General features: G+C 45.5%; 22 protein-coding genes, 1 tRNA gene and 1 pseudogene. 9 read left to right on the top strand and 15 right to left on the bottom strand.

Features of this window, described 5'->3' with window-relative positions:
• The first annotated feature begins 223 nt into the window (after nucleotides 1–223).
• The 4 genes from E5355_RS04980 (at nucleotide 224) to E5355_RS04965 (ending at nucleotide 3385) form a co-directional block, all read left to right on the top strand.
• Nucleotides 224–517 carry a hypothetical protein gene (locus E5355_RS04980; RefSeq protein WP_136009431.1) on the top strand — a complete coding sequence of 98 codons (294 nt, stop codon included), beginning with the start codon at nucleotides 224–226 and terminating at the stop codon, nucleotides 515–517.
• Between the two features lie 14 nt (nucleotides 518–531).
• Nucleotides 532–822, top strand: a complete 291-nt coding sequence (locus E5355_RS04975; RefSeq protein ID WP_136009430.1) for a cell division protein ZapA — start codon at nucleotides 532–534, stop codon at nucleotides 820–822.
• Nucleotides 823–947: 125 nt separating this feature from the next.
• Complete coding sequence (rny, locus tag E5355_RS04970) at nucleotides 948–2486, top strand: ribonuclease Y (RefSeq protein WP_136009429.1); 1539 nt, start codon at nucleotides 948–950, stop codon at nucleotides 2484–2486.
• An 86-nt stretch (nucleotides 2487–2572) separates the two neighbouring features.
• The gene (locus E5355_RS04965) at nucleotides 2573–3385 is read left to right on the top strand and encodes a copper homeostasis protein CutC (RefSeq protein WP_136009428.1); all 813 of its coding nucleotides are present in this window, start codon (nucleotides 2573–2575) and stop codon (nucleotides 3383–3385) included.
• A gap of 162 nt (nucleotides 3386–3547) precedes the next feature.
• Here E5355_RS04965 and E5355_RS04955 read toward each other — a convergent pair whose 3' ends face one another.
• Together E5355_RS04955 and E5355_RS04950 are read right to left on the bottom strand one after the other, a co-directional pair.
• Nucleotides 3548–4150, bottom strand: a complete 603-nt coding sequence (locus tag E5355_RS04955; RefSeq protein ID WP_009036606.1) for an OmpH family outer membrane protein — start codon at nucleotides 4148–4150, stop codon at nucleotides 3548–3550.
• A 25-nt stretch (nucleotides 4151–4175) separates the two neighbouring features.
• Complete coding sequence (locus E5355_RS04950) at nucleotides 4176–4409, bottom strand: hypothetical protein (RefSeq protein WP_005835814.1); 234 nt, start codon at nucleotides 4407–4409, stop codon at nucleotides 4176–4178.
• A 238-nt stretch (nucleotides 4410–4647) separates the two neighbouring features.
• On the opposite strand from E5355_RS04950, the gene E5355_RS04945 reads away from it, so the two are divergent.
• Nucleotides 4648–6105 carry an aminoacyl-histidine dipeptidase gene (locus E5355_RS04945; RefSeq protein ID WP_136009426.1) on the top strand — a complete coding sequence of 486 codons (1458 nt, stop codon included), beginning with the start codon at nucleotides 4648–4650 and terminating at the stop codon, nucleotides 6103–6105.
• Nucleotides 6106–6144: 39 nt separating this feature from the next.
• Entirely contained in the window at nucleotides 6145–7203 is a 1059-nt protein-coding gene (locus tag E5355_RS04940; protein WP_136009425.1) for an endonuclease/exonuclease/phosphatase family protein, read from the top strand.
• On the opposite strand, the pseudogene E5355_RS04935 reads toward E5355_RS04940, so the two are convergent.
• The 3 genes and pseudogenes from E5355_RS04935 to E5355_RS04925 form a co-directional block, all read right to left on the bottom strand.
• Nucleotides 7200–7318 (bottom strand): annotated as a pseudogene (locus E5355_RS04935) (mechanosensitive ion channel family protein); the annotation flags it as partial. The gene E5355_RS04940 and the pseudogene E5355_RS04935 sit on opposite strands and share 4 nt — an antisense overlap.
• A gap of 128 nt (nucleotides 7319–7446) precedes the next feature.
• Nucleotides 7447–8130 carry a response regulator transcription factor gene (locus E5355_RS04930; RefSeq protein WP_136009424.1) on the bottom strand — a complete coding sequence of 228 codons (684 nt, stop codon included), beginning with the start codon at nucleotides 8128–8130 and terminating at the stop codon, nucleotides 7447–7449.
• A 45-nt stretch (nucleotides 8131–8175) separates the two neighbouring features.
• A complete protein-coding gene (locus E5355_RS04925) occupies nucleotides 8176–9711 on the bottom strand; it encodes a sensor histidine kinase (RefSeq protein WP_136009423.1) in 1536 nt (511 codons plus the stop codon).
• A gap of 215 nt (nucleotides 9712–9926) precedes the next feature.
• Between E5355_RS04925 and E5355_RS04920 the strand changes: the two genes are divergently transcribed.
• Nucleotides 9927–10790, top strand: a complete 864-nt coding sequence (locus E5355_RS04920) for a GLPGLI family protein (protein WP_136009422.1) — start codon at nucleotides 9927–9929, stop codon at nucleotides 10788–10790.
• Nucleotides 10791–11008: 218 nt separating this feature from the next.
• Entirely contained in the window at nucleotides 11009–13546 is a 2538-nt protein-coding gene (locus E5355_RS04915) for a carboxypeptidase-like regulatory domain-containing protein (protein ID WP_136009421.1), read from the top strand.
• Here the strand turns inward: E5355_RS04915 and E5355_RS04910 are convergent.
• The 9 genes from E5355_RS04910 to E5355_RS04870 all read right to left on the bottom strand — a co-directional run bounded on the left by E5355_RS04910 (nucleotide 13543) and on the right by E5355_RS04870 (nucleotide 23881).
• Entirely contained in the window at nucleotides 13543–14223 is a 681-nt protein-coding gene (locus E5355_RS04910; protein WP_136009420.1) for a phosphatase PAP2 family protein, read from the bottom strand. The genes E5355_RS04915 and E5355_RS04910 overlap by 4 nt on opposite strands.
• Before the next feature lie 32 nt (nucleotides 14224–14255).
• Complete coding sequence (locus E5355_RS04905; protein WP_136009419.1) at nucleotides 14256–16154, bottom strand: LTA synthase family protein; 1899 nt, start codon at nucleotides 16152–16154, stop codon at nucleotides 14256–14258.
• A 105-nt stretch (nucleotides 16155–16259) separates the two neighbouring features.
• Complete coding sequence (locus E5355_RS04900) at nucleotides 16260–16694, bottom strand: hypothetical protein (RefSeq protein WP_136009418.1); 435 nt, start codon at nucleotides 16692–16694, stop codon at nucleotides 16260–16262.
• 98 nt (nucleotides 16695–16792) lie between these two features.
• Complete coding sequence (locus E5355_RS04895) at nucleotides 16793–18010, bottom strand: 6-bladed beta-propeller (protein ID WP_136009417.1); 1218 nt, start codon at nucleotides 18008–18010, stop codon at nucleotides 16793–16795.
• A gap of 177 nt (nucleotides 18011–18187) precedes the next feature.
• A complete protein-coding gene (locus E5355_RS04890) occupies nucleotides 18188–19480 on the bottom strand; it encodes a hypothetical protein (protein ID WP_136009416.1) in 1293 nt (430 codons plus the stop codon).
• Between the two features lie 18 nt (nucleotides 19481–19498).
• Entirely contained in the window at nucleotides 19499–20968 is a 1470-nt protein-coding gene (locus E5355_RS04885) for an ATP-binding cassette domain-containing protein (protein ID WP_136009504.1), read from the bottom strand.
• A 10-nt stretch (nucleotides 20969–20978) separates the two neighbouring features.
• Nucleotides 20979–22976 (bottom strand): type I pullulanase, encoded by a 1998-nt coding sequence (gene pulA, locus E5355_RS04880; RefSeq protein WP_136009415.1) that lies wholly within the window; start codon nucleotides 22974–22976, stop codon nucleotides 20979–20981.
• 24 nt (nucleotides 22977–23000) lie between these two features.
• Entirely contained in the window at nucleotides 23001–23579 is a 579-nt protein-coding gene (ruvC, locus tag E5355_RS04875; RefSeq protein WP_136009414.1) for a crossover junction endodeoxyribonuclease RuvC, read from the bottom strand.
• A complete protein-coding gene (locus E5355_RS04870; RefSeq protein WP_136009413.1) occupies nucleotides 23576–23881 on the bottom strand; it encodes a DUF4286 family protein in 306 nt (101 codons plus the stop codon). Before E5355_RS04870 ends, ruvC begins: the two co-directional genes overlap by 4 nt.
• Before the next feature lie 103 nt (nucleotides 23882–23984).
• Between E5355_RS04870 and E5355_RS04865 the strand changes: the two genes are divergently transcribed.
• Nucleotides 23985–24058: transfer RNA gene (locus E5355_RS04865), tRNA-Ala, on the top strand.
• A gap of 120 nt (nucleotides 24059–24178) precedes the next feature.
• On the opposite strand, the gene E5355_RS04860 is transcribed toward E5355_RS04865, so the two are convergent.
• Nucleotides 24179–24862, bottom strand: a 684-nt coding sequence (locus E5355_RS04860) for a transposase (protein WP_136009412.1), incomplete at its 5' end; no start/stop codon positions are given.

Raw genomic sequence — 24862 nt, 5'->3', positions numbered from 1 at the left:
AATACTAAGCGTTTGAAAAGAAAGGAAGAGAATCCTTGCAGAAAACCAATAGTCCCACACATATCCTATCTTTTGATAAACAGTCCGCCCCTTTTTCAATCCCCCGAAAGCAGGTTTTCATAGGCCATTTCGGTTATTTCGATACCTCTACAACACATTTTCTCCGAAAAGTTTTTGTAATCTCCAAGTAAATCGTATTTTTGTGTACAATTTTGGTGTAGTAATGACAGACGAAGAAAAGAAGCTATTAAGTACCTTTGAAGCCAGACTGCGGCATTTAATCTATCTGCACGATGAATTAAAACGCGAAAATACTGAGCTAAAGCAACTTCTTAAAGCCAAAGAGGAAGAATACGGGAAGGTACAGGCTGAATACCGCGAACTGGAACTTAACTACACGAACCTAAAAACAGCTATGACAATCAGCCTTAACGGCAGCGACGTGAAAGAGACGAAACTGCGATTGTCCAAATTAGTGCGTGAAATCGATAAATGCATCGCTTTGTTGAATGAATAAAGAAAAGAGGATGTATGAACGATAAAATAAAGATAAACCTGAAGATGGCAGGGGCCTCCTACCCTCTCACAATCAACCGTGAGGACGAGGAAATGGTAAGAGAAGCCGCCAAGCAGGTAGATATCAGACTCAATGCGTATCGGGAGCATTATCTGAATGTGTCTCTAGAGAGAATTATAGCTATGGTGGCCTATCAGTTCGCTTTAGAAAACCTTCGGTTGAAGGATTGTAATGATACTGAACCCTATACAGCTAAAATAAAGGAACTGACAGAGGTATTGGAGACCTATTTCAAGGAACAATAAGCTGCAATCCCTCCGTCGGGTCGGTAAAAGAGAGAAATTCGCGCACTGTACAAAAGTTTGCCCTTCATCGAAGCAAGCTTTTATGCAGTGCTTTTTTATTTATATATTAAAAACAAATTAATAAAATGACAGTAGTTACAATAGTATTATCCATTGCCTGCCTCATTGTCGGAGGGTTTGCCTCGTACTTGTTCTTCAAGCACGGGCTGAAAAACAAATACGACGGTATCCTGAAAGATGCGGAAGCGGAAGCGGAAGTGATTAAGAAGAACAAGTTGCTGGAAGTAAAGGAAAAATTCTTAAACAAGAAGGCAGACCTGGAAAAAGAAGTGGCCCAACGTAACCAAAAGATACAGCAGGCAGAAAACAAGCTGAAACAACGTGAATTGGTACTGAACCAACGCCAGGAAGAAATCCAGCGCAAGAAGATGGAAGCAGAAGCCGTGAAAGAAAATCTAGAAGCCCAGCTGTCCATCGTAGACAAGAAGAAAGAAGAACTGGAGCACATGCAGCGCCAGGAAATAGAAAAACTGGAAGCTATCTCCGGACTTTCTGCCGAAGAAGCCAAAGAGCGCATGGTGGAATCCCTGAAGGAAGAAGCCAAAACGCAGGCCCAGTCCTACATCAACGACATCATGGACGACGCCAAGCTGACAGCAAGCAAAGAGGCCAAGCGCATCGTGATACAGAGCATCCAGCGTGTAGCTACGGAAACAGCCATTGAAAACTCAGTAACCGTGTTCCACATCGAATCAGATGAAATAAAGGGACGTATCATCGGTCGCGAAGGCCGCAACATCCGTGCTCTGGAAGCCGCTACCGGTGTAGAAATCGTAGTAGACGATACTCCGGAAGCTATCGTATTGTCAGCCTTCGACCCAGTTCGCCGTGAGATTGCACGTCTGGCATTGCACCAGCTGGTGACGGACGGACGTATCCATCCGGCACGCATTGAAGAGGTAGTTGCCAAAGTACGCAAGCAGGTAGAAGAGGAAATCATCGAAACCGGTAAACGTACTACTATCGACCTGGGCATCCACGGTCTGCACCCGGAACTTATCCGCATTATCGGTAAGATGAAATACCGTTCTTCGTACGGCCAGAACCTTTTGCAGCATGCACGCGAGACAGCCAATCTTTGCGCTGTGATGGCATCAGAGCTGGGACTCAACCCGAAGAAAGCAAAACGTGCCGGACTGCTGCACGATATAGGTAAGGTGCCCGATGAAGAACCGGAATTGCCGCATGCACTCTATGGTATGAAGCTGGCAGAAAAGTTTAAGGAAAAACCGGACATCTGCAACGCCATCGGTGCCCACCACGACGAAGTGGAAATGACCAGCCTGCTGGCCCCCATCGTACAAGTATGCGACGCCATTTCAGGAGCACGCCCGGGAGCACGCCGCGAAATTGTAGAAGCATACATCAAGCGCCTGAACGACCTTGAACAATTGGCCATGTCCTATCCGGGAGTGACAAAGACATATGCCATCCAGGCAGGTCGTGAGTTGCGCGTCATTGTCGGTGCCGACAAGATTGACGACAAGCAGACGGAGAGTCTTTCCGGCGAAATCGCCAAGAAGATTCAGGATGAAATGACTTATCCGGGCCAGGTGAAGATTACCGTTATCCGCGAGACGCGTGCAGTGAGCTACGCAAAGTAACATCGGAAAAGAAAATAAATGCAGAAAAGGGTGAATTCATATTCACCCTTTTCTTATTTTTGCACTATAACCATAACTTTACAAAAATGAAAGATTATCAGTTTGAAGTTTGTGCCAACTCCGTAGAGAGTTGCATTGCCGCACAAGCCGGCGGAGCAGACCGAGTAGAACTATGTGCAGGCATCCCCGAGGGAGGAACAACCCCCTCATACGGCGATATCCTCATCGCACGGGAAGTATTGCAGCAGACCAAATTGCATATCATTGTCCGTCCCCGCGGAGGAGACTTCCTTTACTCCTCCACCGAACAGCGCATCATGCTGAAAGACATAGAGAATGCCCGCCGTCTAGGCGCTGACGGAGTCGTGTTCGGTTGCCTGACGGCAGAAGGAGATGTAGACCTCCCATTGATGGAGCAACTTATGAAAGCCTCACAAGGGATGTCCGTCACCTTCCACCGTGCTTTCGATGTATGCAGAAATCCACGAAAAGCAATAGAAGATATTATCGCATTAGGATGCAACCGCATCCTAACTTCCGGACAGCAATCTACAGCAGAGCAAGGCATCCCTCTGCTAGAAGAACTCCAACAACAAGCAGCAGGCCGAATCATTCTATTGGCAGGCTGTGGGGTGAATGAAACCAACATAGCCCACATTGCCCGAGAAACCGGTATCCGCGAGTTCCATTTCTCCGCCAGGGAAAATATCGAGAGTTCCATGCTCTATCATAATTCCAACGTCTCTATGGGAGGAACGGTACATATTGATGAATATACACACACCATCACTACGACGGAACGGGTAAGGCAAACAATCGGAGCATTGAAAACCTCTCTCCTAGCCCCTCCTCATGGGGAGGAGGACAAAGATAGTCCTACAAAATACAAACAAGGGTAACTTCAAAACAGGGTGTCAAAACACCAAAAATATGAAAATCACCCCTGCCACAGATATCTGTAGCAAGGGTGATTTTGTTAAAAAGAGGGTTTTGACACACCCTCCTATAAAAAAGGATGTACCGAAAGTACATCCTTATTTCTTATATCATTAGGATATATATTATTTCTTCACCGGAGAAGAGTATCTTGCATTCAGACCATCCAGAATCTCACGAGTGATGTTGTAGACACTGTCTGCATAGAGCAGATTATCAAAACCCGTATTGCTGATAATCATGCTGTAACCTTTTGTCTTATTGTACTCCTTCAGGAAAGCATTGATAGAATCACGCAACTGCAAGCTGTTCTTTTCATTCTCACTCATCAGCTCAGACTGCAGCTTGTTGCTCAAATTTTGCAAATCCTGCTCCAATTTGGCAATGCGGTTGTATTCCTGCTGCGCTCTCTCCTGAGAAAGATAAGCGTTGTTCTGGTACTTTGTCTGGAATTCCTGTTTCTGCTTCTCCAGCTCGCTGGCTTTCTGGTTCAGGGTCAGGCGGACATTCTCTCCTTTCTTCACCATAGCCTCATTCAAGTCTATGCAATAGTTGTATTTTGCCAAAAGCGTATCTATTTCAACATAAGCAATTTTCATTTCCGATAATCCGCCGGCTTGTGCAGGAGCGTTTGTTGTCTGTTTATCAGTATTGCCGGCACATTGAGCAAATAAAACGATCAGTGCGAGAGCTGCCAGACCGTTCATGAGGTAGTTTAATCTCTTCATAATTGATAAATATTGTTTTTAAAATTTAGTTCATACTATCGTTTAAGGCTTTTTCCAGTTCATCAATGGAAAAACGGGATTTGCGTTGCGCTTCCCTATCCTGCGACTGCACACAGCCGATACCTCTATCGCGCATAGCCTTATTGCCACTGACATGCCCATTAGGAAACCTGCCGCCTTTCACAAAAAAGACCTTTACACCCAATAAAACAATGCAAATAGCAACTATTAACAGAGTTATCAATATTGTATCAAGCATTTCCATTAATTTTGTTACATGAAAATAGCGTTTTTACTATTTTTGTGGGTGCAAATATAGGGCTTTGGTTGGACTAACACGCCTTTTTTACTCTAAAAAAAGAGAAAGGGGAATAAAATAGCCAACCATTTTAACCATATTTAGCAATAAGCGGTTAATTTAATGGAGAATTAATAATTGACAATTGATAATGAAGGCTGCATAAACGCATGTAAGGCAGCTGTTAATTCAGATAATTATGGAAGAAAAAGACTTGAAACCGGCCGGTGTATTTCACTATTTCGAGGAAATCTGCCAAGTGCCGCGTCCTTCTAAGGAGGAGGAGAAAATCATTGCTTACTTAAAAGCATTCGGAGAAAAACATAAGTTGGAAACAAAAGTGGACGGAGCCGGAAACGTTCTGATAAAGAAACCCGCCACTCCGGGCATGGAAAACCGCAAGACTGTCGTACTTCAATCGCACATCGACATGGTATGCGAAAAGAACAACGACGTGAAGCACGATTTCCTGACCGACCCTATCGAAACCGAAATTGACGGCGAATGGCTGAAAGCCAAAGGTACTACCTTGGGAGCCGACAACGGCATCGGTGTAGCCACCGAACTGGCTATCCTTGCCGACGACAGCATTGAACACGGTCCTGTCGAATGCTTATTCACCGTGGACGAGGAGACCGGACTGACCGGTGCCTTTGCACTGAAAGAAGGTTTCATGAACGGAGACATTCTGCTGAACCTTGATTCCGAAGATGAAGGCGAGCTCTTCATCGGCTGCGCAGGAGGCATAGATTCCGTTGGCGAGTTCACCTACCGGGAAGTGGACGTACCTGCAGGATACTTCTGCTGCAAAGTGCAGGTAAAGGGGCTGAAAGGCGGACACTCCGGCGGCGACATACACCTGGGGCGTGGCAATGCCAACAAACTGCTGAACCGCTTCCTGAGCCAGGCATCCCAGAAGTACGACATGTACCTTTGCGAAATAGACGGTGGTAACCTGCGCAATGCCATTGCCCGCGAAGCACACGCGGTAATTGCCATACCCGATGCCGACAAGCATGCCCTGCGCACAGACTTGAATGTCTTTGCCGCCGAAGTGGAGGCAGAATATGCCGTCGTTGACCCAGACCTCCAATTCGTGCTCGAATCGGAAGCAGCCCGTCCCAAAGCCATTGACAAAGATACCGCCAAGCGATTGCTGCAAACCATCTATGCCGCACCTCACGGTGTATATGCCATGAGCCAAGACATTCCGGGGTTGGTGGAAACCTCTACCAATCTGGCCTCCGTAAAGATGAAACCCGGCCATATCATCCGCATCGAGACCAGCCAGCGCAGTTCTACCGCCTCCTCCAAACAAGACATTGCCAATATGGTACGCACTGTATTCGAAATGGGTGGAGCAGCCGTATCCTTCGGAGACGGATATCCGGGCTGGAAACCCAACCCGCATTCAGAAATTCTGGAAGTGGCTGTCGAGTCCTACAAACGCTTGTTCGGTGTAGATGCCAAGGTAAAAGCTATCCATGCAGGTTTGGAATGCGGACTGTTCCTTGACAAATACCCGGCACTGGACATGATTTCCTTCGGACCTACCCTGCAGGGTGTACACTCTCCCGACGAACGGATGCTGATTCCTACCGTACAGAAGTTCTGGGACCATCTGCTGGATATACTGAAGCACATACCGGTGAAATAAATATCCCACGTTCCTTAAAAGGGAACGGGAATAGTTTGTATGAACGTTATCTATAAGATAGGAGTTATACTCTTCCTTCTATGCCCGTACATCACTCTGTACGGGCAAGAAGGAAAAGATACCCTCACGTTTCGGATAGTAAGCTACAACGTAGAAAACCTATTCGACTGCCGACATGATACACTAAAGAATGACTACGAGTTCCTGCCGGATGCCGTCCGGCATTGGAACTACTCTAAATACAGAAAGAAACTGGACAATATAGCCCGCGTCATCATCGCCACCGGAGGATGGACGCCGCCTGCCCTTGTTGCCTTGTGTGAGGTGGAGAATGACAGTGTGATGCGCGACCTTACCCGCTACTCCGCCTTGCGCGAAGCAGACTACCGGTATGTGATGACACAGTCTCCCGACGAACGCGGCATCGACATAGCGCTGCTTTATCAACGTAATCTTTTCAAGCTGCTTTCCTATCAGAGCCTCCCCGTAGACAAGCCCCGGAAGAATAGCCGTCCCACACGGGACATTCTTCACGTCAGCGGATTGTTGCTGAATCGGGATACGCTTGATGTACTGGTAGCTCACTTCCCATCCCGTTCGGGAGGGGCAAGAGAGTCTGAACCTTACCGGCTACTGGCTGCCCGAAAGGTGAAGTATGCCATAGACAGTCTATACACGATACGCCGACATCCGCAAATTGTCCTTTTAGGGGATTTCAACGATTATCCGGAGAATAAATCGGTAAAGGAGGTGTTGGAGGCGGTAGCACCGTCAACATTGCAAGACTCTCTACGTCCACAAAAGCTTTATCATCTGCTGGCAGAAAAAGCCAAGACACACAAGCACTTCGGCAGCTACAGGTATCAAGGAGAATGGGGACTGCTGGACCACATCATCGTATCGGGCACGCTGTTGCAAGAACACTCATCACTACGTACGGAGGAAGCAAAGTCGGATGTATTCCGCCCGCCCTTCCTACTGACAAGAGACAAGAAATACGGAGGGCAGCAACCTTTCCGCACCTACTACGGGATGAAGTATCAAGGAGGATACAGCGACCACTTGCCTGTATATGCGGAGTTCCGGTTGATATATTAATCGGAATACTGATACAGCTTCAAATCAAACTTCTGCGCTATAACCAACAAATGGTCGAGATGTCGGACTGAATGCGCTCGTACTCTTTCCAAACTTTGTTGCGCGAAGAGAAATACATTTCGGCAAACCTCGGGTCTATCCCCCAACTTGTCAGGACTTTGTTCATTCATCCTCCTAAACTCATCACAAGCTCTCTTTTTTGAAGTCTCTTGTTTGTATAACAATCCAAAGATAAAGATGGTTTCAGGGAACGGCAAGCATATACCCCTTTTTCATCAACGACTCAATCCTCACGGCCGGGTCGTTTTTCAATGCCCGCCTCAGATAGGACACCTGCACATTCAAGGCAAGGGAATTGGCATATGAGGCAGTGCCCCACACGGCATCCAGCAACATATCGCGGCCGACAGTCTTATTCACATTCAGCGCAAGCAAGCGAAGGATATCGGCTTGACGGGAAGTAATCAGCACCTTACTATTTCCCGTACGAATCTCGTTCGTACTGTAATTGAATACGGAATGGCCGAAAGCATACATCTCATTCTCCGCCACGCCGGACAACTGCGAAGTGAAACGCTCGCGGATACGCGCTGTCAGCTCTTCCGGATAGAAGGGTTTGGCAAGATAATCGTTCGCCTTCAGTTGGAATCCTTGCAGGCGGTCGGCCTTATCGCTACGGTCGGAAAGGAAAAAAATCAGGACGTGTTTATCCGTCTCGCGAATGCGTTCAGCCACTTCAAAGCCATTGTAACCGGGCATATTGATATCGAGCAATACCAAATCAGGCTTTATGAGCGGAAATTGTTCCAGAGCAATTTCCCCGTTTCCGGCATAAGTCACTTCATAGCCTTCCTTCTCAAGAAAGCGCTTCAGCAGCATTGAATATTTCAAATCATCATCGGCAAAAAGTATTTTCAAGGCTTTCATATCATTGGTTATTTTAGAGTAGGGATTATGCGGGTTAGCACGGACTTATTGAGGAATATTAATTTCAATCATTGTTCCCTTGCCTGCCTGACTATTTAAAGAAATGCTTCCATGATGCGCCTCTACCAGCAACTTTACATAGCTCAACCCCAGACCAATGCCGGGCAACGAACGGTCGGGAAGATTACTACCCCGATAAAACTTATCGAATACACGGTTCTGTTCGGAAACCGGAATGCCGATGCCATCATCAGACACCCGTATCGTCAATTGGTAATCCTGCAAAAGGCAATCTACAACAATATGCACAGACTTGCCCGAATACTTTACGGCGTTCTCTATCAAATTACTGATAATATTAGAAACATGCACCGGGTCTGCCGTTACCAGAGTCTCCGAACTGAAATGGGTTTCAATAGCAACATCCTTATCCTCAGGAACATGGTAAAGCCGGACAAGCTTTTCCAAACTCGTCTTTATATCAAATGTACGGACGGAAAGCTGCGTGTGTTCATCATCGGCACGCGTCATATCACGTAGTTTTGAAAGATAGGCCGACAAGTTATCCAGCTCGGACATGGAATCGTGAATCACTTCATCCATCGCTTTCTCATCTGTTCGCATAGACTTGTCATTGAGAAAGGCTATACACATTTTCAGAGCCTGGACGGGACGTTTCAGTTCATGTATCATAGTGTTTACAAAGCTTTTTCGCAGTTCGTCTATCCGCCGTTGCTTCAAGATGGTTTTTATCTGAAACAGCAGACAAAGCCCCAGCAGAAATATCAGACATGTACTGCCCACTAACTGCCAACCCATACGCACAAGTACCACATGAGGTGAAACCTTCACGGAAACAAGCACAAACTGGCGTTTCAGGGGATTATAAGGATACATTACTTCTATATATGGATTGAACAATGTACCTTGCCGTTTCAGTTCCGCATTCCACTGGTAAATGGAATCTTCGGAAACCACCAGATGCGTAGTAAACGTTTGTTCGTCCAAACGTATGGCAAGCAAGGAATCAAATTGCTGCAACGCAAAAGGCACATCCAACTCCAAACGATAAAGATTAATAATAGAGTTCAAATTAGGAGCATCTTTATCGGACATATTGATTTTGAATGAATCCTTCGCAATGAGCCGCTCTTCCGGCAAAAGGGTGTCTAACGCCAATGCCCATTCCCTACGCTTTGCCTCTCTCTCTTTATCATCTGTACTGGCAGAGTCCTGCTGCTCTATTTTGAGAATTTCTGTATTCTTTTGGCCCAAGCTCTCCAAGTCCCGCCCTTTCAGAACACCCAAAATTAATTCGTCGATAGTAGTCCGCTTTTCCAAATCAATGGATTTGCTAAGCTGATAGAAGAACATATTGGTATTGCTAAGCACCTTTTTGGGTTGGGGAGTACGGATAGAGTCATACTGTTGGGTGGTCTGCAAGATGCAATCATAAATATCATTGATTTGTTCATCATTCATATACTGATACTGATTACGCAACCAGTAGACCTGTCCGCAGGTAATAAGCAGTATCGATGCGATGGAGAATATCCAAACGATCTTAATCCGTTGTTCCATAATTGTTCTTTTTTAGTCTCACTTAGAAAGACTTTCATTTAGTACCGGCAAAGGTAGAAGTTAGCTTGCAAATATAGGTACGTGCGAGGCAGATATTATGCATTGAGTAATATTTCAGTAATAACTTTCAGCCTCTTCTGAAGCAAAATCCGCATAGTTTTGCAGTACAATAATCGCTGGAAGCAATATGTAAAACCTCTAAAAATGTAAAAACTATGAGTGCAAGAATTATTTTCCTCAATCTGTGTCTCGCTATATTGTTCGCATCACAAGCGAAGGCACAAATCATCGTTTCTGATGGAACGAAAATACAGAATGATACCATCGGTGAAGCACAAATCCTTGTGCAATATGAAACGCGCTGTATCAGTAATACGGAAAAGCCGGAAAATATTACGGAAGAAACCATGATGCTGGAAGTCGGTAAAAATCTCTCTAAATTCTACAGTTACACCAAGTATGTTTGCGACTCTGTACTGGCAGTAGACTTCGCCAATAAAGCCTCGCAGGAAACGATTAATGAACATCTGAAACAATACGGAACAAGCAAACTGAGCGAACGAACCTTCAGAGGTTATCCTGCCGGAAAAGTAACGACTCTCGATGAAGTGGCAGGCATATCCCGCCTACGTTGCGAAGAAACGGATGAACGTCCGCAGTGGAAGATACTGGCAGAAAACGATAGTGTCCTCTCCTACCTTTGCAGCAAAGCCGAATGTCAATTAAAAGGCCGTACATGGACGGCATGGTTTACTGCAGAAATACCCGTCAGCGAAGGTCCATGGAAGCTTTGCGGACTGCCCGGACTGATACTGAAAGCCGAAGACAGTGAAGGGCATTATTCATTCACTGCCACAGGTGTAGAGCAATGCCACACATATCGGCCGATACTTTTCGACGGAAAGAAGCACGAACCGATGAACCGCAAAGCATACAACAAAGTGCACGAACGTTATTATGCCAATCCGGTAGGATTTATCACCGGAAGCATGCCGAACGTCACCATTAAGGTTAGTGATGAACACGGCAATGCAACCAAGAACCCGAAAAACGTTCCTTATAATCCACTGGAACGATAATATTTCTCCACACCCGTAAGCATTCGTGAAATCTATCGCATACTGAATGCATTTCAGTCGTATACTGAACCCTATTCAGTCGTATAGTGAATGCCATTCAGTCGTATACTTAAATACCCTCTTTTTTACGCATTGATAATCAACGGATTATGAAACTATCATAATTGTATAAAAATTACAACAAACTTCAATTGCCAAACAATCAATTATTGCAGTGTATGAATAAAAAAACTATCATTCTATTTTCCCTGTTTCTCTTTCGTTTCTTGTCGCCTACCTGCGCACAGACGTTGAGCGGCAAGATAACAGATGCAGAAACCAATCAACCGCTAGAAGCTGTAATGATTAGTGTATTACGCGGAAACATAACGATAGACTATGCATTGACCGATGCCAAAGGACAATTTTCTTTGCCGTGGAAGCATAGCGGAATGCTGCAACTCAATATTTCTTTGTTAGGCTATAAGAGAGAAATGCGGAATATCAATGCGGCAGGAATCCTGAACCTCAGCCTACAACCGGAAGCCATCGTATTAAAAGAAGTACAAATACGTCCCGGACGTATCAATACCCGAAAAGATACGGTGAGATATGACTTGGCGCAGTTTGCATCATCTAAAGATGTGCACATAAAGGATGTATTGAAGAAACTTCCGGGCGTAGATGTAGATGAAAACGGACAGGTTAAGTATAAAGGGAAAGCCATCGACCACTACTTTGTGGAAGGAATGGACGTGACAGGCGGACGTTATAACCAAATCAACAACAACCTGAGTGCCAAAGCCGTAAAGAGTGCGGAAATCATGGAGAACTATCAGTCAGTAAAGGCCTTGAAAGGAAAAATCAATTCCGATGAGGTGGCATTGAACCTGAAACTGGATCCGAAAGCACGCGATCAATGGATAGCAAACGGTACTCTGGGAACCGGATGGAGTGACAACAACAAAATCCTGTGGGAAGGCAGACTGAATGCCCTTCAACTGGGTAAAGGAAAACAGAGTGTCTATAATTACAAGACAAATAACAATGGCAAGGACCTCAGCAACGAGCAAACCAAACTGACCGGAAATGGCCAGCAACAAGTTCCGCTTTCCGGTTTTCTCTCCCAGCCGGGCATCAGCGCACCATTAGACAAGAATCGCTTATTATTCAATGAAACCCACACCCTGAACGGCAACCGTATGTACAAATGGAATGATGACCGCAGCTTACGCCTGCAAGCCGGATATACTCGTGAGCTAATCCGACAGCAACGGGGAAATACCCAAATCTACTATCAACCGACAGATACCATACAAATAGACGAAACCTACCATTATCGTCTGAGAAGTGACATCGCTAATCTGGAACTGCGTTATGAAGACAACAGCAGCCGGAATTATATATCCAACCGCTTCACCGTAGACGGAGAAACAAATCGCGGACATTCGGAGGAACTGGGACAAACTCTGCAAACTTCACAGCTAAGTGCCGGAAACTACTTCAATCTTATCCGAAACCGGGAAAGCGGAACCTGGGAATTTCGTTCGACGACACAGTATGCTTACCAGCCTGCATCCTTACTACTCGAAGAAGGAAAAAGTAAATTCAACCAGCACAACTTCTACACAGATAACAGTGCCGCATATCTACGAAAGTATGATGGATTTACCCAACAATATAAGGCAGGAATACAAGGAGAACGGGCTACCCTGAAATATACTCTGACAAGACAGCCCAATGATTTCAATGCTTCGCATCTGTCATTGCATATTACCCCCTACTTCCAGCTGGAACGTGGAAAATGGCTGGCTACACTTTCGCTTCCTCTGAAAGCAGATCGGTATTTCTCACAACAGCGTTCGTTCCTGTTCTTCAATCCGTCCATGTATTTGCGCTATAAACTGGATTATCATTGGACGTTCTCCCTTTATGGCAGTCTGAAACGCTCGGCAGGAGACTTCTCCGACTTGTATCCGGGACTCTACCAAACTGATTACCGCACCTGGCGAGACGGCAACGGACTCTTCCCTACCAGCCTCACGCAAACCTACAATCTCTACGGAGAGTACAAAAACACTGTACAGGAATTTTTCATCACTGCCGCACTAACCTACAGCCGCAGCAACCGGAATACTCTTTTCGAACAGAGTGTTTCCGAAAATGCCATTGTCTACACTCGTCGTGAACTACCGAACCATAACGATAGCTGGAATCTCAGCAGTACTTTGTCCAAAGGTATATACGACTGGCATTTGAAAACCTCACTCACCCTACTACTCAGTCGCAGCAATGGCGAACAGCTTACCCGCCTGGCTGACAGCGAGGGTAACCGGCAAAGTCTTCTGCAGACCTATCGTTATGATTATCTGAAAGCAGAGCCTAAAATAATCTGGTCGCCCGCAGATGTTTTTGAAGCGGAATATCATGCCACATTAGGCTATGGCGGCAGTAAGATAGGAAGTGATACCCGTCTCACCCCGTTACTGGACTTCGTACAACGGCTACATCTCACATTCAGTATCGGGCAGGTAGACCTACGGCTATCCGGCGAGCATTACCGGAATGACTTAGGAGGGGACGCACATCTCAACACCGTGTTCGCAGATGCATCCCTTATCTATAAAAGAAAAAAATGGAGATTGGAAGCAAGCCTCAACAACCTGTTCAACAAAAAAGAGTATGCTTACACCACGTATTCCACCACGCAAAGCTACACTTCACGACTAAATATACGTCCGAGGGAAGCAATGGTGACGATAAATCATCAGTTCTAAGCCTGCAATATCATCACCGTGGAATATATCAATATCCCAACTATCGTCAATCCGCCCACCAATATGGGAGCATAAATATGGGGGACTTTCTTCATGGTCTTATACCCGCTGACTTTCAGGAAAAGGCGATATACAATGTATGCGGCAATCAATCCAACCAATGTTCCCACGATGAGATCGCCCGGATAATGCACTCCCAAGTAGATACGTGAATAGCAGGTCAGCAACGCCCATCCCATCATAAACACAGTGAGCCATCGTTTACGGAAAAGAAACCAGACAAAGAATGCCAGGCCAAAAGTATTGGCAGCATGACAGGAGGGGAATCCATAACGCCCTCCCCGATACCCGTTTACGATATGCACCATGTCGGATATGGGATTTTCCAGATTGGCGGGACGAAGGCGTTCCACATACGGGCGTATCAATGTTGCCCCCGTCTGGTCGGCAATGGTAATTACGAGTGCCAGACCGACCATGCAGCACAAAGTCACTTTCCAATGGAAGTTGCGCAGCATCACATACCAAATGGCAGCATACATCGGCACCCAGACCCACTTACCGCTGTAGGCGCTCATAAAATAATCGAAAAAGGTGTTGTGCATCCCATTGATGAAAAGGAATATGTTTGTGTCTATATCTATCGCCCTTTGCAAGGCATCCATAAGTGCTGTCATACTTTATACTCTTATACTTTAATTATCTTCCTCTATCTTTTTGCTATATCGTCATACAATTTTTGCAGATAGGCTTTGCCCAAAGGCAGATTCTTCCCCTTTGCCGTACCCTCATCCAATACCACAGCACCTGCCTGGCAATTGAATATCACCCGGTTGTCCGCTGTCACCATACCGAAAGCATCGGGTACGGTAAAGAACGCAAAATGAGGGGAAGCGGGATTAAGCATATCTTTACTGAAAACAAACTCTTCATGGGGCAGCGCCAATTGGGCCAGCAACGTGGCTGCAATGTCATGTTGCGAGCCATAGACGTCAATGCGCCTCGGCTCTCGGACGGCACCGCCCACCATCAACAGAGGTATCCGGTAGCGTTCTACCGACAAATTGTCGATATGTTCGGGATAAGCTCCCAAGTGGTCTGGAACAAACACAATCACCGTATTCTTCCACTGGGGGAGCTCACGAAACTGTCTTACAAAATCGCCTGCACAACTATCCGTATAGGCAAAGGCGTTCAGCCGGTCATTCTCCAGACGACGGAAAGGTACTTCAAAAGGCTCGTGGCTGCTGGAGGTCTGCAAGACACGGAAATGAGGAGTTTTCTCTTCGGCAGTTCCTTCGGCTGCTTCGGTTTTCAAGTCTTCCAGCAGACGGTTGAATACGAGATGGTCGTGCGCCCCCCACTTACTTAAACGTTCCGTTACGGGAAAGTCCTGGTCGGAAACAATATCTTCAAAGCCCGATGACATCAGGTAGGAACGCATATTGGTAAAGTCGGCATCACCGCCATAATAATACTTGGTACCATAACCCGCCTTCCGCAAGCTGCCTGCAATGGCAGGAATAGACTGCGTCTTGCGGGGATATTTCATGATACTCGTGGTGGGCTGGGCAGGATAACCGCTCAAGATAGCCACCAGTCCACGGTCCGTACGGAAACTGTTGGCGTAGAAGTTCGTAAAGAGTACCCCTTCTTTACTCAGACTATCCAGATGGATGGCAATATTCGGCTCACCTCCCAAAGCTGTCATCAACCTGGAGGAAAAACTCTCAAGAATCACAAAGAGTACATCGGGACGCTGAGTATTGAATAAAGTATGCAGCGAGTCAGTAGCTTGCAGCACAGAGTCAGTCTCTTCCGTTTGACCACCGACTACTGCAGGCTCAAGCATGTCTTTAAAAATCCGGTCGGCCTTCGCAGCTTCCATAAAACGGTACTGCTTGCTGAAGTCCTTCTGCTTGGCAAGAGATTCCATCAGACTGAATGCAGGGTTGATAGCTGCATGGTTCAGACGCTGCTCGGCACTGAAATAGACTTTCCCCACATTCATGGTAGATACCGTAAAGCCTCCACGGATAGGAATAAACAGCAACCCCGTCATCAGCAACAGTATGCCCGACATCTTCAGACGACGATAAGGCAGTTTCATCCGCAGCAGCTGTTTCTTCTGCAACAAGATGCTGTAAAAAACAGCATAGAGTACGACAGCATACACAACCATTGCCACAATTCCTCCCAGCACCATCCAGATGCTGACGCTGGCCACTGCATCTTTAGGAGAAGAAAAGAAATAGAATAACGGAGTAGCATCCAAACGAAATCCCCAATACTCGTACAGTCCTAAATCGACAGTAAAAATTATGGAAATAAGAACTGAAACAAAGAGGAAATACCCGCACCAGATGCGATGAAGGGATTTAGAAAGCGTCCATACGGAAGCAATGAAAAGGAAACCTGGAATAGCCGTCAGATAACCAGCCAAAGACAAGTCCAAAGGTAACCCATGCCAAGCGACACTGAACCAGTCCGCACACGAGGCGTCCGGATACAGCGACTTGTAAAACAGCATAAATAGTGGTTTCTGCAACACAAAAATACAGACAAACAAGCAGTATGTCTTAATAAATCCTATGAGCCTATCTTTCATCAGTGCCTTATCATATATTTAATATAAGGCGCAAAAATAAACCTTTTTATTCTATTTCTCGCCAATATCAGTCAATAATTACATTGAAAGATAGGCTTATAGCATTTATAGTGCTTGTTGACCACGCAATACATCTTCCGGCAACTCATAAAGGAAGTCTCCTATATAAGCAGCCCACCCCTTGTGTTTTTTACTGAAAGAGAGATTGTAAATCTGCTCCGTCACCGTTGAGTCACCTTGCAATACCATGCGGAAAAGTGCCTTGCCTCCCCTGACGTTATCTACCGAATAGAGTGTATCAGGCGCCGCCATGACTATTTGCTTGCTAGAATAGCTGCTCCCTTTTATGGCCTCGAATTTTACAGGAACCGACTTTAGAGTGCCGGTAGTATCTGCGGCATACAGCTTAGAAGCAGTCGTTTCATACAAATATGCCGTTCCGCGAGCACTACCGCAACTCTGCACTAAATCATCCTCGCTCAAAGTGACACTTCCGGCAACCAAAGACGGTTCAACAGAACGTACCGGTTCTACGGTCACAGACAGAGTATCGGCAACAACCGGTTCTTTTTTCCGCTCTCTATTTGCAAGTCGAAAAAGAGAAAAGTACCAACAAGAAAACAAACATATTTCATGGTTTATCTCAATTTAGCATATAATATATAGTTATTGTCATTCTCATGGATGCTATCTGCCAACTTCTGCAAGCGTTCGCGTTCTTTGGAAGAAAGATTTGTCTTGATTTCCAGATGTTTCTCCAAAGCATCTTTTAGCTTGGCTGGCTCCATATTGAGAATATAGTAATCACCATTCACCGTAAGATAGGCGGGCATGTCTCCCAGATAGTCATTCACCAATCTGTAGAAAGCACCTTTCAACGTCTTCTTGTCCATGATATAACAGGACGGAGCCTCAGTGACATAGCTATTCTCACTTACCTGCTTCTTTACCGTCACGTCGCCCACAAAACAGTGGGGCAATTCCTGATAAAAATGTATCGGGATTTCCTTCATCTCGAAATCCACCGTAAAACGCGGATTCAAACGTCCCTCTTCAAAATGATAAAGCGTATCGGGACGAAGTTCAAAGAAAGTAAATAAAGATACATCGAACTTTCCGTTCACCTTGTTACTAAATACCTCGTTACTGAAGTCCGGACGCACCGCCAAATGACGTCCGGGAATGGTATCCAGCAGATTCCCCTGAAAGTCCTGACGCCATGCCGCATAGAGCAGATTATTGAAAGGAAGGATGAATACCGATAGAGTGGAATTTTTACTGTCCACTTTAAATTTCCCCTTCGGAACCAGTGTGGGCAGAGGAATGCTCTGTACATACTGACCTTTCAAGTCATAAGCAAGCAAAGCTTTTGCATTCCAGGGCAGGATATAAATACGCTCCGACGCCTCGTCAATCTGTGCATCATACACCAGCTGATACTCACCCGGCCCTTGTCCGAAAGAGCCTATATTCGCCAGAAACCTGCCGAACTTGTCAAATAGTTTAAAAGGTGTCTGCTGCCTGCCATATACCAATATATAATTGTCCGAAACCAAAACACCTCCTGCCGGAACCAGCGCCTCGTCACTGTTATCCAATTTCACCACTTGAAACTCTTCCGCAATAGCACTTAAAGGCAAAGTAACCGTATCTTTTAATTTAGAAAAGTCACAGACCCATACCGAATCGCCATCCATTACCTCCACAGAACCTACCACCGACTGCCCGGCCAAAGAATTTACCATCGGATAGTCAGCCAAACCATCCGTCGCTTTTTTACCGGCTCCATTGCAACCCGCCAATAAAGCCACCCCCATCAATAAGGAAAAGACCCTCATCTGTTTTTTGTTTTTCATGTCCTCATTCTTTTTAAATTCATGAATAGAATGAGAACAAAATTAGAGTAGAAATTGCAATAACACAATTCTCGCGATAGACAAAAGCGGAAGTTTCTTTCTTTTATATTTCACTATAATACAGATATATAACCTATATACAAAGAAAGTATCATATAGACATTTTGCCACATAGTTCTAAAAATGCCGCAAAAAAGAATCCAAAGTATCATCTTCGGCAGTCAATCCGAACTTATCTTTTTTCACCCGCTGCTTTTTACGGCTGACGGATGTGCGACTGATACAATAAATATCTGAAAGGTCTTTTATACTGACTCCAATCTTCACCAGACAACAAAAATTGACATCCTTCTCCGACAAAGAAGGAAAACTCCGTTTCAGCCGTTGCGTAAAGTTATCATAACTCTTATCCACCGTCTGCCGGATATCGTCCCAGTCCTCTTTACTCAAAGCAATGCGCAGGTTGGTATCTGTTTCTTTCCGGTCGTTGTCTTCCAAAGAAGGAATCTTATGAAAAGACTTCATACGGCGAAATAAAGACTCGCGCAACTGCGATTCCTTTTCACGCAAAAGCGTCAACTCCTCTGCCTGCACCAGCAACTGTCGGGTCTGTTCCAGTCGAATCGTTTTCTCCTGCAACAACAAGAGGTCGGTCTGGCGTTTTCGACGCTGCGATACAAAATAGAAAACAAAAACAATCAGAACCACAATCAGTCCAAGGGATAATACCATGATTTCTTGCCGCTGCTTGTCTATCCTCAAACGATTCAGTTCATTCTGCATTTTCTCTTTCTCATAATTCTCACGATTTTCTGTAGCTTCTTCCTTTTGGATTTCACGTATCAGTATCTTATCCGCTTTCAATGCCAGATTATAAGCTAAGCTATCCTTGCCACGCGAAGCATGAAAAGCACTCAATCGCCGCGAAGCTACACCTGCCACCCAACGATTCAGCGAACGAGCAGCACTTTCATAGTAACGGCAGGCCGAATCAACTTGTCCTGTCATGGCATACAGGTTTCCCTTAGCCAGGCAATAATGCGGTATGACGGAACGAGACTGCCTGCAATCGCGTATGGAATCCAGACAACGGACTGCATCCAAATAACGCCCCATACCGGCATAAGCCTCGGGCATGGCCCTACACACTTCTCCCTGTATCCAAGTATCTGCCCCGTCACCTGTTTTCCTATAATAGACCAAAGCCCGTTCAAACATTCCTAACTTCATGCAACGAAGCGCCACACCGTAATTCACTCTTGCTGTGAGTTCTTTATCCGAAAGATAACGACATGTCAGATTTGCATATCTTTCCACACTATCCAATGCGGATACAGCCCAGATTTTCTTATAAAAAATCCAAGCCACTCTAGCAGAATCGGGACGCATAGGCTCCGATGCCAGACGCTGTTTTCCACAAGAAACCAACAAGAAAAGCAGAAGCAACAGGTAAAGAATTCCGTACTTCATTTTTTTGTAGTATTATTATCAGTTGCGTTTCAAAAATAGCCGATTCGTAATCGTACCCGGCAACTCGTTTTCATAATGAGTCACCATAATCATCGTTTTATCTCTTCGGTGGCAGAATGCTTCTATAATCTTCTTGACCCGACGACGGTTGTAAGTATCAAGTCCATGAAGCGGTTCATCCAAAATCAGCAATTCCGGGTCTTTCACGAAAGCACGCGCCAACAACGCCAGACGTTGTTCACCACTGGAAAGTTGCAGAAAAGGCTTGTCTTTCAAGGCGGCAATACCGAAAATATCCATCCACCACTCGCATACCGACATCTGTTCTGCGTGAGGACGCTTATACAGTCCGATACTGTCGTGCAGACCGGAAGCTACAATCTCCATGGCAGGCAGGTTCTTCAGATAAGAACGATGCATCTCCGGACTGACGTAACCGATGTGTCTCTTGATTTCCCAAATACTCTCCCCCGTCCCGCGCTTCCGTCCGAAAAGACTAATATCACAAGCGTACGACTGTGGATTATCGGCACATACCAGACTGAGTAACGTAGACTTACCGGAACCGTTCTCGCCACTCAACGCCCACTTCTCCCCACGCATCACTGTCCAATCCAGCTCCTTCAGAATGATACGGTCATCGTAACGGATACTGACCCCGTTCAACTTCACCACTTCATCGGAAGTAAAATCCGTATGCTCATAGGGTAAATCAAAAATACGCCGCCGCAATTCCTCCAAAGCACCGGCTTCTTCCCGAATATGTATCTGATTGTCCACACAGAATGCCTGCACATACTCCTCGCGCTTCATCTTCCCGCTCACCTTCATACCATCTACCGAAACAACGTGTGTAACAAATGAAGGTATATCATCCAACATGGAAAGCACAAGGACAATTTGCAACCCGCCCAGCCTGGTAAGCTGTTCCAACAAACCGGAGAGCAGTTCGCGTGTAGGCGCATCCAACCCGATGAAAGGATTATCCATGATAAGAATTCGGGGAGCGGACAATAGAGCCTTAGTCAGCTGAAACTTACGGAGTTCCCCACTACTGAGAAGAATGATTTTCTTGTCAAGCATCGGCTCTATGCTGAAAAGTTCAAATAGTCGTTGCCTCAAGGCATCGTCCTTTACTTCTCCCAGTACTTCGCGTATCGACGGAGCATCCTCCAGGTCGTGGGCATTCCAACGCTGTTGATAGTAATAATTGGCATCGGCGGAACCGTAAGTATCACGGAAAGCAATGTATCTGATATTGTCATAGGCAGTTTTCGTGAGGGAGGGAGAGAAATCATAGGTAAGCTCACCATCACGCAATGGATACTTTCCCGTCAGCATATCCACCAAAAGACTCTTTCCGGCTCCGTTCGGTCCTACAATGGCAATGTGTTCTCCTGCCAGAAAATCAAGGGTGACAGGCTCTGTCAAACGAACAAGCGGGTTGCGTACTACGCCCCCCGCTATGTGTATTGTATGTTGCTGCATCATCCAATCATCATTTATACATAATCAGTGCCGATTGGGCCGGAACAACAACTTCGGGGCCGTACAGTGTACCCAAACCTTGTTCATTGATAAAGCCATCCTTGCAGACCACTGTATATTTACCTTCGGGTACGGTAAGTTTGGCAGGCTCCTTACGGGCATTCAAGACTACTATAATATCTCCCCAAGCATCACCGTTGGCATTTTCTTTCAGACGGTAAGCCACCACATTGCTGCCGTCAACCGGTAGAAATTCCAAATGTTTACGCACCAAATCCGCATCACCCATACGGAAAGCCGGATGCTTCTTACGAAGCTGTATCAAACCTTTATAATAAGCAAATACATCTGCATGCTCCGCCTTTCGTCTCCAATCAATCGCATTGATGGAATCGGGACTCTCAAAACTATTGTGTACTCCCTTCTTGTCACGCATCACTTCCTCACCGGCATAAATAAACGGTACACCTTGGGAAGTGAATACGGCTGTTTGCGCCAGTTTGTCAAGCTTTGCCAATTCTACGGGAGTAATACCCGGGATACTTGCTTTCAGCCTATCCACCAAGCACATATCATCATGGCAGGAAACATAGCTAATCATCTGTGTAGGTTGTTCCGCCCACGGAGCCTTACTATAATTCACAGAGTCATTATTTACTTGCGGATGCCTGATGGCTCCTACAATACCAAACTTTATGCTCTCCTCTCCTCCCGGCAATCCGGCAAGGAAAGCACCTTGATGATTGTCATTGAACGGACCGCGCAAAGCATCACGCATTTCGTCAGAGAAAGCAGCAACACCCGGCATCTTATAAGTATTGGCTTTCATTGCCAGAGAATCTTCCGCCATCTGTGGAGCCGACGCCGCCCATCCTTCACCATATATAAATATAGTCGAATCTACAGACGTTGCCGCCTTACGGATTTCGTTCATTGTCTCGATGTCATGGATACCCATCAAGTCAAAACGGAAGCCGTCAATGTGATATTCATTAATCCAATGTAACACAGACTCTATCATGTATTTACGCATCATCGGACGGTTGCTGGCAGTTTCATTGCCACAAGCCGAACCGTTTGCATACGTTCCATCCGGCCGCTGACGATAAAAGTATCCTGGAACTGTACGTTCGAAATTGCTGTCAGATGTATTGAAAGTATGGTTATACACCACATCCAGAACAACACGGATACCAGCTTTGTGCAAAGCCTGCACCATCTGCTTGAATTCGCGGATACGAACATCCGGCTTATAAGGGTCAGTGGAATAAGAGCCGTCAGGCACATTGTAGTTCTGCGGATCATATCCCCAATTATACTTGTTCTCGTCCAGCTTTGTCTCATCAACGGAGGCATAGTCATAAGACGGAAGGAGATGTACATGTGTCACTCCCAATTCTTTCAGATGGTCAATGCCGGTTGCCAGCCCATCAGGACTTACCGTTCCCTGTTCTGTCAATGCCAGGAACTTTCCTTTATGCTCAATACCCGACGACGAATCAATGGATATATCACGATGGTGCATTTCATAAAGAATCACATCGGCAGGAGAGTCCAATGCCGGACGTTTATCATCTGCCCATCCTTCGGGGTCTGTGGATTTCATGTCGATGATGGCGGCACGCTTTCCATTCACCCCTACAGCTTTGGCATTGATACCCGGAGTATCCCCCAACCACTTATCATTGATTTTCACATTGAATGTGTAGAATTTACCTATCAAGTCCTTTTCAACTTTAGCTTTCCAAGTCCCTTCTTCAGATGATTCCATTGAAATAGTTTCGTAGGCATGACCTCCATCTCCTGCTTCGAACAACATCAGGCGAACTTCATCCGCCGTAGGCGCCCATAATGTGAATTGCGTGGCAGCAGGTGTATATTCCATCTCTGTCAGACTACCCGAACGGACAGGGTAAAGTTCGTACGAAGCATACTCCGTCTTCGCGGGAGTGCAGCTTACAACCGTTGTCGCAGCCACTCCAATGATAGCAAGTTCATTCAATTTCATGATATTATTTTTATATTCTACATTTCAATTCTTATACTTCTTCACCTTATCCGGATTTTTGGCAATAAAGTCTTTCCAGCCATGATAGCCTTTCTCCACCGTGGGACGCCCCATCTGCAGAAAGTGACAATAGGCAGCAGCAAGCCCGTCCGTTGCATCCATAAAAGTAGGCATATCCTCTTTAGGAAAATGCAGCATACGCTGCAACATGTTCGCCACCTGTTCCTTGGATGCTTGTCCGTTTCCGGTGATTGCCATCTTTATTTTTAAAGGAGCATATTCCGTAATGGGAATATCCCTACTCAAAGCAGCTGCCATTGCTACGCCTTGCGCACGCCCCAACTTCAACATGGACTGTACATTCTTTCCAAAGAAAGGGGCTTCAATAGCAAGCTCATCAGGCAAATAACTCTCTATGATACTCAGTATCCGTTCATGAATATGGCGTAACTTCAGATAGTGGTCTCCAAATTTGCGGAGGTCAATAATTCCCATAGCTATCATTTCTGGCTTGACACCTGCCACACGCAATACTCCATACCCCATAATGGTGGTACCAGGGTCTATACCCAATATTATTTTCTCTTTGACCGGTTGTATCACATTATTACCTCCATCAATGTAGGAAATCCAATCACTTTATTCTTAAAGATATTCAGTAATTCCTCATTCAGTTTCACTCCTTGCTCTTGATGCCAACGATGCAATTTGGCAGAGTTTTCTACCTCAAACTGAACAGAATAACAGATACTTCCTTCCTCAATATGACTCAAGATACGGGCTATACGTGGAGCATACAATATTCCATTCTTTTCTACCTCGGGAAGATAGTGTTCCTGCATCCATATCAGGAAGTTTTTGTCTTCTCCTTTCTCTACATGATAAGTGGTATTATATATCAGCATAACTTATTTTTTCAAATTCTTTCGCAAACATAGCAATTATTTCAGAATAATGCATTATATTTGCACCATCAAAAATGAAAGCAAGCCCGCAAACGTTGGCAACGGGGCGTTAGCTCATCTGGCTAGAGCGCGACACTGGCAGTGTCGAGGTGATGAGTTCGAGTCTCATACGCTCCACTTAGACCACTGATTCACAATGAGTCAGTGGTTTTCTTTTTGTTAAGGATTACGGGAGTTTTACGGGTCACCCGTAAATCATGTTCGGGTCAGTCCGAAAACCCTGTGGGTATGTTAAATCTACACTGTTAGTTTGCATAATCTAAAAATAAAGAATGGTATATCTCCGACTCCCCTAAACTGTGCTCTGAACGCTTTAATTTTTGCATTGAATGATTCAGCAAATGCATTCGTTTCTCTGTTAACGAAATAGTTTAGTATTGTTTCATAATAGTTCTGCATGGTATTTGTTACGGTTCTGAAACATCCGTATCCAAGCTTTTCTATTTTATTGTACCACAAGGCAAGCTTTCCACGTGCCACATCCTTGTCATAGTGCTTATTATATATATTGGTCAACTCTATAGCTAAGTCGTAAACAGATTTCAGTTCCGGATAATGGTCGAATATGATTTCCGCACGTATTCTTTGGGATTCAGTCCATTTACTGGAATGCTTGACAAGTACATGTTTGGCCCTTGCCAGCAGCTGCTTGCGGGTATCACCATTGGTATATCGAAACGGAACATACTCTATGTTTTGCTCTTTGCACCGCTGAATTTCATCGTTCTCCAAATCCCGTGCCATCCAGCGATAAGTAATCCTGAGCTCATCAATTGCCTCATAAAAGAGTTTCTGTACATGAAACCGGTCATTGGTCATAGTGGCATTGGGAAAAGTCGTTCGGACAATCCGCATCATGGTCGGTAAAAGATCCAAAGTAACCTCTTTGACCGTCTTGCGCCTGGAGAGATGAATCATTTC

It is taken from the genome of Bacteroides muris (ex Afrizal et al. 2022), assembly GCF_004793475.1.
Classification (GTDB): Bacteria; Bacteroidota; Bacteroidia; order Bacteroidales; family Bacteroidaceae; genus Bacteroides; species Bacteroides muris.
This window is presented reverse-complemented; position numbering and strand designations above follow the sequence as displayed.

Bases quoted from the DNA above. Each gene is read 5' to 3' on its own strand.
- E5355_RS04980 (WP_136009431.1), top strand. From the start codon at position 224: ATGACAGACGAAGAAAAGAAGCTATTAAGTACCTTTGAAGCCAGACTG.
- E5355_RS04975 (WP_136009430.1), top strand. From the start codon at position 532: ATGAACGATAAAATAAAGATAAACCTGAAGATGGCAGGGGCCTCCTAC.
- rny (WP_136009429.1), top strand. From the start codon at position 948: ATGACAGTAGTTACAATAGTATTATCCATTGCCTGCCTCATTGTCGGA.
- E5355_RS04965 (WP_136009428.1), top strand. From the start codon at position 2,573: ATGAAAGATTATCAGTTTGAAGTTTGTGCCAACTCCGTAGAGAGTTGC.
- E5355_RS04955 (WP_009036606.1), bottom strand. From the start codon at position 4,150: ATGAAGAGATTAAACTACCTCATGAACGGTCTGGCAGCTCTCGCACTG.
- E5355_RS04950 (WP_005835814.1), bottom strand. From the start codon at position 4,409: ATGCTTGATACAATATTGATAACTCTGTTAATAGTTGCTATTTGCATT.
- E5355_RS04945 (WP_136009426.1), top strand. From the start codon at position 4,648: ATGGAAGAAAAAGACTTGAAACCGGCCGGTGTATTTCACTATTTCGAG.
- E5355_RS04940 (WP_136009425.1), top strand. From the start codon at position 6,145: ATGAACGTTATCTATAAGATAGGAGTTATACTCTTCCTTCTATGCCCG.
- E5355_RS04930 (WP_136009424.1), bottom strand. From the start codon at position 8,130: ATGAAAGCCTTGAAAATACTTTTTGCCGATGATGATTTGAAATATTCA.
- E5355_RS04925 (WP_136009423.1), bottom strand. From the start codon at position 9,711: ATGGAACAACGGATTAAGATCGTTTGGATATTCTCCATCGCATCGATA.
- E5355_RS04920 (WP_136009422.1), top strand. From the start codon at position 9,927: ATGAGTGCAAGAATTATTTTCCTCAATCTGTGTCTCGCTATATTGTTC.
- E5355_RS04915 (WP_136009421.1), top strand. From the start codon at position 11,009: ATGAATAAAAAAACTATCATTCTATTTTCCCTGTTTCTCTTTCGTTTC.
- E5355_RS04910 (WP_136009420.1), bottom strand. From the start codon at position 14,223: ATGACAGCACTTATGGATGCCTTGCAAAGGGCGATAGATATAGACACA.
- E5355_RS04905 (WP_136009419.1), bottom strand. From the start codon at position 16,154: ATGAAAGATAGGCTCATAGGATTTATTAAGACATACTGCTTGTTTGTC.
- E5355_RS04895 (WP_136009417.1), bottom strand. From the start codon at position 18,010: ATGAAAAACAAAAAACAGATGAGGGTCTTTTCCTTATTGATGGGGGTG.
- E5355_RS04890 (WP_136009416.1), bottom strand. From the start codon at position 19,480: ATGAAGTACGGAATTCTTTACCTGTTGCTTCTGCTTTTCTTGTTGGTT.
- E5355_RS04885 (WP_136009504.1), bottom strand. From the start codon at position 20,968: ATGCAGCAACATACAATACACATAGCGGGGGGCGTAGTACGCAACCCG.
- pulA (WP_136009415.1), bottom strand. From the start codon at position 22,976: ATGAAATTGAATGAACTTGCTATCATTGGAGTGGCTGCGACAACGGTT.
- E5355_RS04870 (WP_136009413.1), bottom strand. From the start codon at position 23,881: ATGCTGATATATAATACCACTTATCATGTAGAGAAAGGAGAAGACAAA.